Origin of the sequence: Phenylobacterium sp. (genome assembly GCF_030681155.1) — a bacterium.
Taxonomy (GTDB): Bacteria; Pseudomonadota; Alphaproteobacteria; order Caulobacterales; family Caulobacteraceae; genus Phenylobacterium.
This window is the reverse complement of record NZ_JAUXXE010000021.1, coordinates 141781-154854: the sequence shown is the minus strand read 5'-3', so window position 1 is coordinate 154854 and position 13074 is coordinate 141781. Positions and strand designations below refer to the sequence as shown.

The following is a 13074-nucleotide window of genomic DNA, read 5'->3' as shown; positions in this document are numbered from 1 at the left end:
GAAGTGGCCATCGTGCAGGCGCGCGTGCCCGCGCTGGCCGGGCTCGATCAGCGAGCCTTGGTGGAACGCATGGTGGCGGTGGCCGAGCTCACGCGGCGCGGCTTCGAGGCGGGGGATCTGTCGACGCTGATGTCGCCGCGCACCGTGATCACCTGGGCCCAGAACGCCGAGATCTTCGGCGGCGACGTCGCGCTCGCCTTCCGGATGACCTTCCTGAACAAATGCGATGAGCTGGAGCGCGGCACCGTCGCCGAATTCTTCCAGCGCGCCTTCGGCCAAGACCTGCCAGAGAGCACCGCGCGCGTCCGCGTGGCGTAGGTTTCGCGCGGGATCGTCCTTCCGGGCGATCCCGACGCAAATGTCGCAGCAAATCTTCATGGTTTGCTAGTCGCGTTATCGCAAAACAAACGTCCATGTCGGGCGTGCTGCGATGAGTTCAGATCTACCTCACAACCGCGGCGCTGTTCGCCGCATCGTTGCGCTGGCGGCGCTGATCGTCGCGATCGTGGTCGCCGGCAGCCTTGGCCTGCTATTCTACACCGCCCGCGCCGTCGACAAGCTGCAGGTCGCCGAAGAACGGGCCCTGATCTCCAATTACCTGCAGGGCACTGAGCGCGAGCTCATCCGCCACATTATTTCGGCCTCGATCTGGGACGAGGCCTACACAAAGCTCTCGCCCAACTTCGACACCGCCTGGGCCGACCTCTATATCGGCGGCTACTTCGCGGCCTATATGGGCCACGAACTGAGCCTAGTCCTCGATAGCCAGGATCGCCCCGTTTACGCTTGGCGAGGCCAGGAACGTATCCCATCGCACGATAGCGCCCCGTTCCTCAAGGCCGCCGCCCCGCTGGTGGCTGGCGTCCGCAGGGAAGAAACCCTCCGACAGGACGACATCCTGCGCCGCAGCGGCATCGGCGCGCTCATCACCAAGAGCGGCGTCGTGTTCGCCGACGGGGCGCTCCATCTGGTCGCGATCTCCAATGTCGTTCCGGAAACCGACGCGATCGAGCCTCGCCCGGGACCGGGCTATCTGGTGATTTCCGCGTGCCGGATAGACGCCGACTTCCTGGCCGACCTCAACAACGACATGCGCGTCGCCGACAGCCACGTGGGGCTGGCCACCACCGACGAAGCCGCAACCCTGCCGATCGTCAGCGTCAATGGCGAGACGGTAGGTCAGGTCGCGTGGACGCCGAAGAAGCCTGGCGTCGATGTCATGCGCAACGCGATCCCGCTGTTCTCGATGGTCGTGATTGTCCTGTTGCTCGCAGGTCTGGCCATGGCCGCGCGGATCCGTGTGATCTTCCGAGAGCTCGCCGCCAATGATGCGAGCCTGCAGAACGCGATGGACGAACTCGTCCGCGCTCGTGACCAAGCCGCCGCCGCGAGCGTGGCCAAATCGCAGTTCCTCGCCAACATGAGCCACGAGATCCGTACGCCCCTGAACGGGATCCTCGGCATGACCCAGGTAATGGCTAGAGAGGACCTGAGCCCCGCCCAGTGCGACCGTCTGGAGGTCGTGCGCGATTCCGGCCAAGCCCTGCTGACCGTCCTCAACGATATTCTAGACATCTCCAAGATCGAGGCGGGCAAGCTGGAGATCGACAACCACGAGTTCGATCTCTCCATCGCTGTCCAGGCCGCCTGTAACGCCTTCGCCGGCATCGCCGACCAGAAGGACGTCGCGTTCCACATCGAGATCGATGAGAACGCCCAGGGAATTTGGTGGGGCGATGGCGCGCGCCTGCGCCAGGTAATCTCCAACCTGGCTTCGAACGCGGTCAAGTTCACCCACCAAGGCCAGGTGAGGGTGTTCGCCCGGCGGCTGACAGGCGGCATTGAGATAAGCGTCCACGACACCGGCATCGGCATTCCTGTCGCGCGGCAGGGCGAGCTGTTCCAGAAGTTCAACCAGGTCGATGCATCGACCACGCGCAAGTTCGGCGGCACCGGCCTAGGCCTGGCGATCAGCCGCGAATTGGTGGCGCTGATGGGCGGGACGATGAAGGTCGAGAGCATCGAGGCCGAAGGCTCGGCTTTCACCTTCGACCTGCCTTTGGAATGGCGCGCGCCTGCTCGGTCCGCCCCACGCGCCACGCCCTCGAACCCCGCGCGGACGGCCGGGTCTCATAGCGTCCCCAGCATCCTTGCGGCCGAGGACAACCCCACCAACCAGCTGATCCTCTCGGCGTTGCTTGAACCGTTCGGCGTTGATCTCACCCTGGTCGCCAATGGTCGCGAGGCGGTCGAAGCCTTCGCCCAGGGCCGATTTGAAATCGTGCTGATGGACGTCCAGATGCCGGTGATGAACGGGGTCGAGGCCACGGCCGCGATCCGGCGTCTGGAGATTGAGCGCGGGCTGCCTACGACGCCTATCCTGGCGCTCTCGGCGAACGTGATGAGCCATCAGGTCGCCGAATACCTTGCGGCCGGGATGAGCGGCTTTATCCCCAAGCCGATCGAAGGCGCCAAGCTGATCGCCGCCATCGAAGCGGCGCTAAGCGGCGACGAAGAACCGCGAGACACCGCCGAAGCCATTCGCGCGCGGTAAATTCAAGCTGGACCGCATCGCCTTGCGGCGCGATCTTGTCTCCATTGCAAATAATAGAATTTCAGTGGGGATGGATGTCCAGGAACATGTTCGCGGCCTTGGCCGCAGCTACCCTTTTGCTTGGTGGCATGGCGTTTCCGGCGGCCGCTCAGACGCCGCCCGCCGCCGACCATAACGACTACTCGAAAACCCAGAACTGGCTGTGCTGGCCCGGCCGCACCGACGCCTGCTCGAACGACAACACCGCCACGGTGATCACCGCCGCCGGCAAGGCGACCAAGGAGGCCTGGAAGGCCGATCCCAAGGCGCCGATCGACTGCTTCTACGTCTACCCGACCGTGTCGATGGATCCGGGCGTGCTGTCCGACATGACGCCTAACGCCGAGGAGCAGCGCGTCGTCGAGCAGCAACTGTCGCGGTTCGCGTCCAAGTGCCGGGTCTATGCGCCCATGTATCGGCAATTCACCCTGACCGCGCTGCGGGCCATGGTGACGGGCGCTCCGCTTCCCGGCGGCCTGCCGGCCAATGCGCCGCGGCCACAGACCGGCTATCAGGACGTGGTCGACGCCTGGAACCACTACCTCGCGCACGAGAACAATGGTCGCGGCGTTATCCTGATCGGCCACAGCCAGGGTTCAGGCGTCCTGACCCAGCTGATCGCCAACGAAATCGACGGCAAGCCGGTTCAGGACAAGCTGATCTCGGCCATGCTGCTCGGGACCGGCCTGCCGGTGGAGAAGGGAAAGGACACCGGGACCTTCAAGTCGATCCCGCTTTGCAAATCGGCGACCCAGATCGGCTGCGCGATCGCCTATGCCAGCTTCCTCGACAACGCGCCGCCACCGGCCAACAGCCGGTTCGGCCGTCCGCGCGAACCCAATCCCGCCATGGAGGTCGCCTGCTCCAATCCCGCTAGCCTGGGCGGCGGCAAAGGCGAGCTGCACAGCTATCTAGCGGCGACCGGCAATGGCCACACCGCCGATGGCTGGGCGAAAGGTGTCAGTGTGACGACGCCGTTCGTGTCGCTCCCGGGCCTGCTCAGCGCCACCTGCGTCAACGAAAATGGCTTCAACTATCTAGCTGTGCACGTGAACGCAGATCCGGCCGACGCGCGCACCGACACGATCAAGCCGGGCGCGGTCACGCCGGATTGGGGCCTGCACCTGATCGATGTGAACCTCGCCATGGGCAATCTGGTCGATCTGGCGGGCAGCCAGGGCGAGGCCTACCTCGCCAAGAAGTAGGCCCCGCCGGTTGCGGGCGGCGTTAGCCGCCCGTGATCTTCTTGCCGGCCATGAACCCCAGAACCAGGAAGATCACGAAACCGATCAGGAAGATAAAGAACAGGATCTTGGCGATGCCCGCGGCCGCGCCGGCGATGCCACCAAACCCCAGCGCCCCGGCGATCAGGGCCACGACGGCGAAAATGAGCGCCCATTTCAGCATTTCACGTCTCTCCTCAAACAGCTTGGAGTGGCAACGCCGCTTTCGACCAGCCGTTCCTTTCGCAGGGGACACTGGTTCCTTTCATCATCGACCCTAAGTCACCCTTCCCTCGCTTCGCCCACCCGCGCTATGAGATTTGGCCATGGCCAAGAACCCTGAAAGCCCGATCGAGCCCTTCAAGCGCGCGCTGGCCCATGCGGCGCGATCGTTGGCTGAAATGCCCGATCTTGAGATCGTCTATTCCGGCGAGGGTCCGCAGTTGTCCGGCAACCGCGCCGTACTGCCGCATCCGCCACGCGACCTGACGCCGGCCGACGCCGCGCGGATTCGTGGGTTGGCCGACCAGATGGCCTTGCGCCTCGCCCACCACGACAACGCCACCCACGCCAAGGGCCGTCCGGCATCGGCGCTGGGCGCGCCGGTCTATGACGCGCTTGAGCAGGCCCGCATCGAGGCTATCGGCGCCAACGCCCTGGTCGGGGTGAAGGACAACCTGCGCATCGTCCACGAACACGCCTGGGCCAAGCGGCCGCTGAACCAGCTTGAGGCCTTGGCCAATCCGCCGATGGCCGACATCGTCGCCCTATTGGCGCGCGAACGGCTGACCGGCGAGCCGCCGCCCGCCATGGCCCAGCCGCTGGTCGATCTGTTCCGCGCCGAGGTCGAGAGCAAGGCCGGCGCCGATCTCGACAAGCTGGCTGACGCCGCCGACGACCAGAAGCTGTTCGCCAAGATCGCCCGCACCATCCTGCGCGACCTGTCGATGGGCGATGACCTGTCGGATGCGCCCGATCAGGCCGACGACGAGGACGGCGACAGCGAAGACGGCGAGGCCGAGAGCCAGGAAGACGGCGACGAGGGCGAAGGCGAAGGCCAGTCACCGCAACAGGCCTCGATGGACGAGAACGAGGCGAGCCATCGCGAAAGCGAGGACGCCGACAGCCAGATGACCGAGGCGCAGGACGATCCCAACGCCGACGACACTGAAGAACCCCCGGAAATGGGCGAAGGCGAACAGCCTGCGCGCCCGGACCCGAAGGGCGACGCCAAGCAGGCGACCTATCGGGTCTTCACCACCGCTCACGATGAGGTCGTAGCGGCCGAAGAGCTGTGCGACGCCGAGGAACTGACCCGGCTGCGCGCCTATCTCGACCAGCAGCTCGCCAGCCTCTCCAGCGTCGTCTCGCGCCTGGCCAACAAGCTGCAGCGCAAGCTGATGGCCCAGCAGAACCGCTCCTGGACCTTCGATCTTGAGGAAGGGATCCTCGATGTCGCCCGCCTGACGCGGGTGATCACCGATCCGACCGCTTCCCTCGCCTTCAAGGAAGAGGAGGACACCGAGTTCCGCGATACCGTCGTCACCATCCTGATCGACAATTCGGGCTCGATGCGCGGCCGGCCGATCATGGTCGCCGCCGTCTGCGCCGACATCCTGGCTCGGACCCTCGAGCGCTGCGGCGTCAAGACTGAGATCCTGGGCTTCACCACCCGCGCCTGGAAGGGCGGATCGTCTCGCGAGGACTGGCTGAAGGCCGGCAAGCCGGCCCAGCCCGGCCGCCTGAACGACCTGCGCCACATCATCTATAAATCCGCCGACGCCCCGTGGCGCCGCGCCCGCCGCAACCTTGGCCTGATGATGCGCGAGGGCTTGCTGAAGGAGAATATCGACGGTGAAGCCCTGATGTGGGCCCACCAGCGCCTGATCGGCCGGCCCGAGGCCCGCCGCATCCTGATGGTGATCTCCGACGGCGCGCCGGTCGATGACTCCACTCTGTCGGTGAACTCAGGCCACTATCTGGAACGCCACCTGCGCGACGTGATCACCGAGATCGAGGGCAAGAGCCCCGTGCAGTTGATCGCCATCGGCATCGGCCACGACGTCACTCGCTACTATCGCCGCGCGGTGACGATCGTCGATGTGGAACAACTGGCCGGCGTGATCGTGGACCAGCTCGCCGAACTGTTCGACGAAGACGTTCGCAAGGTCACCCGCAAGAACGCCAACATCCTGGCTCCGCCGCCCAGCACCCAAGGTCCGCAAGGCCCGGCTCGGCGATCTACCTTCAAGGAAGTGCGGAGAGCGGTGGCGTGAGACTGGCGCAGGCTGGACTAGCCGCCGGGCTGCTGGCGCTCGCCGCCTGCGCGCCAATCCATGCATCGCCGCCGACCGCGCCGGTCGCCGCGGGCGCCCGCATCACGGTTTCGGCGACGCCCGTGCCGCTCAACGCCCAGGACCTGGGGCAGAATCAGCTCGGCGACTTCCACTACGTCGGCGGCCTGGTTCTCACCTCCGCGGACACTGCTCGCCTGCATGGCCTCTCCGACATGGAGATTTCCGCTGACGGCAAGCTGCTCGCGATCAGCGACGAAGGCGACCTGCTCTCCGCGCGCCTGATCTCCGATGCGAACGGCCGGCCAACCGGACTGGATCAGGCGACCCTGACGGTGCTGACCGGGCCTGATGGCAAGCCGCTGCAAGGCAAGCTGGAAGCCGACGCCGAAGGGATGACTCTGTTGCCGAATGGCGACCTGCTGGTCAGCTTCGAGCGCAACAACCGCATCCTGCTCTATCCGGCCAAGGGCGGCGCGCCGCGCATCGCCGCCTCGCCCACCGCAAGCTTCCCTGACAACGGAGGCATGGAGGCGCTGGCCGCAACTCCAGCAGCCGGCCCCGGCGTCTACGTCACAGCCGGCGAAGACTCCGGGGAAACCTGGACCTGCAAGCTGTCGGGCGGCTGCGTCCAAGGCGCAACGATCGCAAAGCCCGCCGAATTTGGGGTCGTTGCGGCCCGGCCATTGCCAGGCGGGCGCATAGCTTGGCTGCTGAGGGCCTGGGATCCGGTGCGCGGCAGCCGCAACACTCTGATGATTCATGACGCCAGCGGCGAGATCGCCCGCATGGAGATGACCCGTCCTCTGACTGTCGACAATTATGAAGGTCTGTCGGCGATCCCGGCCAAGGATGGCTCGGTTCGATTCTACCTGCTGTCCGACGACAATTTCCAAAGCTCCCAGCGGACTTTGCTCCTGGCCTTCGACTGGAAGCCCGCCAGATAGACCCAAAAATCAGAGGGACGACGCCGATGAGCCAGACCCAGGTCGAGATCCCTACGCCAGACGGCGCAGCCCGTGCCTTCATCTTCAAGCCAGACGAGGGCGAGGGTCCCTGGCCCGCGGTCATTTTCTACATGGACGCCCCGGCCATCCGGCCCGCCCTGTTTGAAATGGCCGAGCGGCTGGCGGGGTATGGCTACTACGTGCTGCTGCCCGACATGTTCTGGCGGATTGGCCCCTATGAGCCCATCGACCTGAAATCTATTCGCGACGACGCCCAGCGCCGTGAGGTCTTCGGGCCGCTGATGGCCTCCACCGATCCGGAAAAGTCGATGCGGGACACCGCCGCCTTCCTCGATTTCCTGTCGGCCCAGCCCGAGGTGCGAGGCCACAAAGTCGGCGTGACCGGTTACTGCATGGGCGGGGGCATGGCGCTGCGCGCCGCCGGGACCTTCCCGGAGCGAATCGTGGCCAGCGCCTCGTTCCACGGCGGCAATCTGGCCACCGACGCCGAGACCAGCCCACACCTGCTGGCGCCGAAGATCAAGGCAAAGGTCCTGGTGGCGGGCGCTGATGAGGATCGCAGCTTCGACGAGGCCCAGGCTGAACGGCTTGGGAAGGCGCTCCAGGACGCCAGGCTGGACGCCGAGGTGGTCATCTATCGCGGCGCCAAGCACGGCTACGCCCCGCCTGATATGGCCGCCTATGACCGCGAGGCGTCCGAGCGCCACTGGCGGGAGATGACCGCGCTGTTCGCGCAGACCCTGAGCTAGGTTTCGCGCAAAGAAAAAGGCCGGTGTTTCCACCGGCCTTTTCCGAAGTTCTGTAGCTGCGCTTAGGCGGCCGCGGCGGCTTGCGTCGCGAGCTTGGCCTTCAGCTGGCGCTTGATCTTCAGGGCGCGCGGCGAGAGTTGCTCGTCGCGGGCGCCGACCAGGAACACGTCCAGGCCGCCGCGGAAGTCGAGTGTACGCAGAGCCGCGTTGCTGATGCGCAGGCGGAAGGTCTGGCCCAGCGCGTCCGATTGGAGCGTGGCTGGCGACAGGGCCGGAAGGAACCGGCGCTTGGTCTTGATGTTCGAGTGGCTAACGTTGTGGCCGACCATGGGACCGACACCGGTGAGTTCGCAACGACGCGACATGGCTTCTGACCTACGCGAGAAATGGATGTGCCACGGGCAGAACCCGTGAGAGAGCGGGCGATATAGTCGAAAGCCCGGTCCGGCGTCAAGGCGGCGGCGCTATTCATGCCGCCGTGGGATGAGAAAGTGCTCGGGAGGCGCCGAGCGCGACCGGAACTGAATTGTGCTCCGAAGCCTTTGAGATACAATAGATTGTAGGGAACAAACACTGAATCGAGCGGAGTCGCTGATTCGGTCATGATTCGTTTCGCCCATGTTCTCGAAACGCCTACCACCCCGTTAATCTCAAACGCGGTTCGCTGAACGCGCACAAAAGCCCCACGGCGCCGCCGCGGGGCTTTGCGATTCCCTAGCGCTTAGGAAAGCACCACCAGCACCACGCGGCGATTGGCCATCCGGCCGTCGCGGGTGTTGTTGGCGGCGACCGGCTCATCTTCGCCGTAGGAGATGGTCGCCATGCGGTTCAACGCCACGCCCTGCTTGTTCAGGAAGCGACGGACAGATTCCGCCCGCTCGGCGCCCAGGCGCTCATTGCCCAGCGGCGAGCCGGTGGCGTCGGTGTGCCCCTGGATTTCCACATAAACGTTCTTGTTCTCGCCCTTCAGGCGTTCAGCCACCGCGGTCAGGCGCTCCTGGCCCTCGGGCGACAAGCTCGCCTTGCCGATCGGGAACTTCAGGGCGTCGTCGGACATGACGACCGAGTACATGAACTTGCCTTCGGCCAGCTTGCCCGCCGCGGTCGCCCGCTCCAGGGCCTCGCGCGAGGTCTGGTCGAGCTCGCCCAGCTTGGTTTCATGAGCCGAGACCCTGGTGTCGACCACACCCACCTGCTCGTTGACATATTTCTTGGTGGCGCAGCCCCCGAGGCCGAGCGCCCCCAGGGCCAACGCGCTCAACAAAATCCCCCGAGTTTTCGTACCAATCATTTTCGCGACCTCTCCCGTCGTCAAAATTCAACAAATGGATCCGCGCTCTGACCCCACAGTCGCAGGGCTTCCACGCAGTTCAGTTTCAGGCTTCGTCGGGCAAAACGGCAGTTTAGTGGCGCGCTTTTGGCGGGGAAACGACCAAGCTTCACCGTATAGATTTATGCATTTTCCCTTGAAACCTATTGGCTTCTTGCGCGTTTTGCAGACACTAATAACCAGCCGGTCAGTTATTAGGGTCATCTCCGATGTCCTCTCCGCGCCCGCCGAAGTTCCAGCGCCGCAAGGCTGATCGCCCCGACGAAATCGTCGCGGCCGCTCTGGAGATTTTCGCGGAAAAGGGGTTCGCAGCGGCACGGCTTGAGGACATCGCAGCCCGAGCGGGTGTCTCGAAAGGCGCCCTCTATCTCTACTTCCCCACCAAGCAGGACATCTTCCGCGCGGTCGTCGAGCAGGGAGTAGCTCCCAACCTAGACATCGTCCGCGCCGGTCTCGCCGAGCCAACCGACGATTTCGCCAACCTATTGCGTGGCTTGGTGAAAGCCCTGCCGAGCGTGATCGCCACGACCTCCATCGGCGGGATCGTGAAGATGGTGATCGGGGAATCGCGAAACTTCCCCGAGTTGGCCCAGGCCTGGCATGACAAGCTGGTGCAGCCGGCGCTGAGCGCCATGACCGGCGCGATCGCGGCGGCCCAGGCCCGAGGCGAACTACGGGCAGGCGACCCTCGCCTCTACGCGATATCGCTAGTCGCGCCGATGCTGGTCGGCGTCATCTGGCGTGAGACCTTCACACCCGTCGGGGCCGAGCCCATCGACATCGCGTCCCTGGCCGAGCAGCACGTGGAACTGTGGCTGCGCGGGGTCTTGAGCCAAGCTGGAGCTGCGGCATGAAGCCACAACGCCTTTTGGTGGTCGGCTTGCTGTTGGCCGCACTGACGGCGGTCGCAGTGCTCTGGTTCGTGCCGCGCTTATCGCGAACACCGATTCTCACCGGCTATGTCGAGGGTGAGGCGCTCTATCTGGCGACCCCAATCGCCGGCCGGATCGACAAGGTGCTGGTCCAGCGCGGCAATCAGGTGAAGGCGGGCCAGCGCCTCTTCATCGTCGATCCGGTCCAGCTGGAGGCTCAACGCGACCAGGCCGGCGCCGAGGTGAGCGCGGCCAAGGCTCAGGCCTCCGACGCACGCCAAGGACAACGCCCCGTCGAGCTGGCGATCTTCGACGCCAATGTCGCGGCCGCCGAAGCCACCGCCCGTGACGCCTCCGCCAATCTACGCCGGGTCCGCCCTCTGGTAGAGAAAGGCATCTTCGCCAAGGCTCGGCTCGACGACGCACAATCGACCTATGACGCAGCCCAGGCTCAGGTGAAAGCCGCCAAGCGCCAGCGGGAGGCGGCCGCGCTCGGCGACCGCGAAGATCAAATTCGCGCCGCCGACAGCCGGGTCCAGCAAACAAACGCCGCCTTGGTCGCGGCCAATGCGCGGCTATCCGACGGCACGCCGGTGGCCCCGACCGCCGGCAGGGTCGAGGACGTCTTCTTCCAGAACGGCGAGTGGGCGACGGCGAACCAAGCGGTCGTGGCGCTGCTGCCAAACGACAAGATCAAGCTGCGGTTCTTCGTGCCCGAGCGGCAGATCAACGCCTACCGGCCGGGCGCCGTGGTCAGGTTCAGCTGCGACGGATGCCAGGCCGGGATGACGGCGAAGGTCACCTACATCAGTCCCCGTCCCGAATTCACCCCGCCGGTGATCTACAGCCGAGAGGCCCGCGACCGTCTGGTCTATCTCGTCGAGGCTAGGCCCTCGGTCCTGCTGAACCCGGGCCAGCCGGTCGATGTCGAGCCGATCGGGCCGGTCCGGTGACCCTCGCCATCGACGTCCGCGGGTTGAACAAGAGCTTCGGCGACAAGCATGTCGTTCAGAACGTCTCGCTGCAGGTCGAGGAAGGCAAGATCTGCGGGTTCCTGGGCCCTAACGGCTCGGGCAAGACCACCACCTTGCGGATGCTCTGCGGCCTGCTGACCCCCGACAGCGGCGAAGGCTCGTGCCTTGGGCTCGACATCATCACGCAGGCCGGCGCCATCAAGCGGCGGGCCGGCTACATGACCCAGAAGTTCTCGCTATACGAGGACCTCACCATTGAAGAGAACCTGCAGTTCTCCGCCCGCGTCCACAGTCTGGACCGGCGCAAGGATCGGGTCGATCAGGCGCTGGAGCGCCTGGGGCTGATCGAGCGCCGGGCGCAACTGGCCGGTTCGCTCTCGGGCGGTTGGAAGCAGCGGCTGGCCCTGGCCACCGCCACCCTGCACGAGCCCCGCCTGCTGCTGCTGGACGAACCCACCGCCGGCGTCGATCCAAAGGCGCGGCGCACCTTCTGGGACGAGATCCACGCCCTGGCGGCCGAGGGTCTGACCGTTCTGGTCTCTACTCACTACATGGATGAGGCCGAGCGCTGCCATGAGATCGCGTACATCAGCTATGGCCGGCTCATCGCGCGGGGCACGGCGCAGCAGGTCATCGCCGACACCAAGCTGGTCACCTTCAATGGCGAAGGCCCCGGCATCGACCGGCTGTCCAGCGAGATCAGCAAACTGCCCGGCGTCGACATGGCCGCGGCGTTCGGCCAATCGCTGCACGTCTCAGGCACGAACCGCGCCGCACTCGAGGCGGCTATCGCCCCCTACCGGCGCGAGCCCTATTGCTGGGCCGAGGTCGAGCCCAGCCTGGAAGACGTGTTCATCCGGCTGATGGAGACCTCGCAGGACAATTTCCGATGAGCGGCTTTTCGGCGACCCGCGTCCTGGCCGTGATGATTAAGGAGTTCAAGCAGCTCACCCGCGACCGGCTGACCTACGCCATGATGCTGGCTCTCCCGGTCTTGCAGCTCTTGCTGTTCGGCTATGCGATCAATTCGGAGCCGCGCCACCTGCCGACCGCCCTGCTGGTGCAGGAAGACACGGTCTTTGCCCGCTCCATCACCTCGGCCCTGAGGAACAGCGCCTATTTCGACCTGGTGGCCCAGGCCCGAACGCCGGCCGAACTGGACGACATGATCCGGCGCGGCGAGGTGCAGTTCGCCGTCACCATTCCCGGCGACTTCACGCGGCGAGTGGTGCGCGGCGACCAAGCGCAAATGCTGGTGGAGGTGGACGCCACCGACCCGTCGGCCACGGGCGCAGCGGTCGCGGCCCTGGCGGCCCTGCCGACCCAAGCCCTCGGGGCAGACTTAAAGGGCGCCCTTGCCCGGCCAACCGCCGAGCCGTTGTTCGAGGTGGTCGTACACCGGCGCTACAATCCCGAAGCGATCACCGCCTACAACATCGTCCCCGGTCTGCTGGGCGTCATCCTGTCGATGACGTTGGTGATGATGACGGCGCTATCGGTCACGCGCGAAGCCGAGCGCGGGACCATGGAGAGCCTGCTCGCCACACCGGTCGAGCCCATTGAGGTGATGGTCGGCAAGCTCGCGCCCTATGTCGCGGTCGGGCTGATCCAGACGGCGATCATCCTGGTGCTGGCGCGCGTGCTGTTCGACGTGCCGATGCAGGGCGGTTGGCTGGGGCTGTCACTAGGCGTGGCCCTGTTCATCGTCGGCTCGCTGGCGCTGGGCTTCCTGATGTCCACAGTGGCAAAGACCCAGCTGCAGGCGATGCAGATGAGCGTCTTCTATATCCTGCCCTCCATACTGCTCTCGGGCTTCATGTTTCCATTTCGCGGCATGCCCGCCTGGGCCCAGGCGTTGGGCGAGGTCGTGCCAGTCACTCACTTCCTGCGCGTGGTCCGCGGCGCCCTGCTGAAGGGCCAAGGCCTTGAGGATATGTGGCGCGAACTGCTGGCCCTGGTCGCCTTCGTCTGCGTCGTCACCGCCCTGGCCATGGCACGCTATCGCCGCACACTCGATTAGCCATCGCATCAGCCCCGCTTGCCGCGAGGCGATTCCCGCCCCATTTTCCTT

At 65.5% G+C, this 13074-nt stretch carries 12 protein-coding genes and 1 pseudogene; 10 read left to right on the top strand and 3 right to left on the bottom strand.

Features of this window, described 5'->3' with window-relative positions; genetic code table 11:
* The 3 genes and pseudogenes from Q8M13_RS05005 to Q8M13_RS04995 all read left to right on the top strand — a co-directional run.
* Positions 1–318 (top strand): annotated as a pseudogene (locus Q8M13_RS05005) (CbbQ/NirQ/NorQ C-terminal domain-containing protein); the annotation flags it as partial.
* A gap of 112 nt (positions 319–430) precedes the next feature.
* Positions 431–2554: an ATP-binding protein gene (locus Q8M13_RS05000; RefSeq protein WP_305298601.1), complete on the top strand. Its 2124-nt coding sequence runs from the start codon at positions 431–433 to the stop codon at positions 2552–2554.
* A 74-nt stretch (positions 2555–2628) separates the two neighbouring features.
* Positions 2629–3798, top strand: a complete 1170-nt coding sequence (locus Q8M13_RS04995) for a DUF3089 domain-containing protein (RefSeq protein WP_305298600.1) — start codon at positions 2629–2631, stop codon at positions 3796–3798.
* Positions 3799–3820: 22 nt separating this feature from the next.
* Here the strand turns inward: Q8M13_RS04995 and Q8M13_RS04990 are convergent, their stop codons facing one another.
* Complete coding sequence (locus tag Q8M13_RS04990; protein ID WP_305298599.1) at positions 3821–4000, bottom strand: DUF1328 domain-containing protein; 180 nt, start codon at positions 3998–4000, stop codon at positions 3821–3823.
* A 142-nt stretch (positions 4001–4142) separates the two neighbouring features.
* Between Q8M13_RS04990 and cobT the strand changes: the two genes are divergently transcribed.
* From cobT to Q8M13_RS04975, 3 genes are read left to right on the top strand one after another with little or no spacing between them, the layout of a single operon-like run.
* On the top strand, positions 4143–6092 hold the full coding sequence (cobT, locus tag Q8M13_RS04985; protein ID WP_305298597.1) for a cobaltochelatase subunit CobT: 1950 nt from the start codon (positions 4143–4145) through the stop codon (positions 6090–6092).
* Positions 6089–7057, top strand: a complete 969-nt coding sequence (locus Q8M13_RS04980) for an esterase-like activity of phytase family protein (protein ID WP_305298595.1) — start codon at positions 6089–6091, stop codon at positions 7055–7057. Before cobT ends, Q8M13_RS04980 begins: the two co-directional genes overlap by 4 nt.
* Before the next feature lie 26 nt (positions 7058–7083).
* On the top strand, positions 7084–7827 hold the full coding sequence (locus Q8M13_RS04975) for a dienelactone hydrolase family protein (protein ID WP_305298594.1): 744 nt from the start codon (positions 7084–7086) through the stop codon (positions 7825–7827).
* Positions 7828–7889: 62 nt separating this feature from the next.
* On the opposite strand, the gene rpmB is transcribed toward Q8M13_RS04975, so the two are convergent.
* Positions 7890–8192, bottom strand: a complete 303-nt coding sequence (gene rpmB, locus Q8M13_RS04970) for a 50S ribosomal protein L28 (RefSeq protein WP_305298593.1) — start codon at positions 8190–8192, stop codon at positions 7890–7892.
* Between the two features lie 356 nt (positions 8193–8548).
* The gene (locus tag Q8M13_RS04965; protein ID WP_305298592.1) at positions 8549–9118 is read right to left on the bottom strand and encodes an OmpA family protein; all 570 of its coding nucleotides are present in this window, start codon (positions 9116–9118) and stop codon (positions 8549–8551) included.
* Between the two features lie 248 nt (positions 9119–9366).
* On the opposite strand from Q8M13_RS04965, the gene Q8M13_RS04960 reads away from it, so the two are divergent.
* The 4 genes from Q8M13_RS04960 to Q8M13_RS04945 are packed head-to-tail and all read left to right on the top strand — an operon-like array spanning position 9367 to position 13023.
* The gene (locus Q8M13_RS04960; protein WP_305298590.1) at positions 9367–10011 is read left to right on the top strand and encodes a TetR/AcrR family transcriptional regulator; all 645 of its coding nucleotides are present in this window, start codon (positions 9367–9369) and stop codon (positions 10009–10011) included.
* Positions 10008–10982 carry an HlyD family secretion protein gene (locus Q8M13_RS04955; protein ID WP_305298589.1) on the top strand — a complete coding sequence of 325 codons (975 nt, stop codon included), beginning with the start codon at positions 10008–10010 and terminating at the stop codon, positions 10980–10982. The genes Q8M13_RS04960 and Q8M13_RS04955 overlap by 4 nt, the downstream gene beginning before the upstream one ends.
* Positions 10979–11896 (top strand): ABC transporter ATP-binding protein, encoded by a 918-nt coding sequence (locus Q8M13_RS04950; RefSeq protein WP_305298587.1) that lies wholly within the window; start codon positions 10979–10981, stop codon positions 11894–11896. Before Q8M13_RS04955 ends, Q8M13_RS04950 begins: the two co-directional genes overlap by 4 nt.
* Entirely contained in the window at positions 11893–13023 is a 1131-nt protein-coding gene (locus Q8M13_RS04945) for an ABC transporter permease (RefSeq protein WP_305298586.1), read from the top strand. Before Q8M13_RS04950 ends, Q8M13_RS04945 begins: the two co-directional genes overlap by 4 nt.
* Positions 13024–13074: the final 51 nt, after the last annotated feature.

What these genes read in the sequence shown, in the direction of transcription:
- rpmB (WP_305298593.1), bottom strand. Translation starts at nt 8,192, where the DNA reads ATGTCGCGTCGTTGCGAACTCACCGGTGTCGGTCCCATGGTCGGCCAC.
- Q8M13_RS04945 (WP_305298586.1), top strand. Translation starts at nt 11,893, where the DNA reads ATGAGCGGCTTTTCGGCGACCCGCGTCCTGGCCGTGATGATTAAGGAG.
- Q8M13_RS04975 (WP_305298594.1), top strand. Translation starts at nt 7,084, where the DNA reads ATGAGCCAGACCCAGGTCGAGATCCCTACGCCAGACGGCGCAGCCCGT.
- Q8M13_RS04995 (WP_305298600.1), top strand. Translation starts at nt 2,629, where the DNA reads ATGTCCAGGAACATGTTCGCGGCCTTGGCCGCAGCTACCCTTTTGCTT.
- Q8M13_RS04955 (WP_305298589.1), top strand. Translation starts at nt 10,008, where the DNA reads ATGAAGCCACAACGCCTTTTGGTGGTCGGCTTGCTGTTGGCCGCACTG.
- Q8M13_RS05000 (WP_305298601.1), top strand. Translation starts at nt 431, where the DNA reads ATGAGTTCAGATCTACCTCACAACCGCGGCGCTGTTCGCCGCATCGTT.
- Q8M13_RS04960 (WP_305298590.1), top strand. Translation starts at nt 9,367, where the DNA reads ATGTCCTCTCCGCGCCCGCCGAAGTTCCAGCGCCGCAAGGCTGATCGC.
- Q8M13_RS04990 (WP_305298599.1), bottom strand. Translation starts at nt 4,000, where the DNA reads ATGCTGAAATGGGCGCTCATTTTCGCCGTCGTGGCCCTGATCGCCGGG.
- Q8M13_RS04965 (WP_305298592.1), bottom strand. Translation starts at nt 9,118, where the DNA reads ATGATTGGTACGAAAACTCGGGGGATTTTGTTGAGCGCGTTGGCCCTG.
- cobT (WP_305298597.1), top strand. Translation starts at nt 4,143, where the DNA reads ATGGCCAAGAACCCTGAAAGCCCGATCGAGCCCTTCAAGCGCGCGCTG.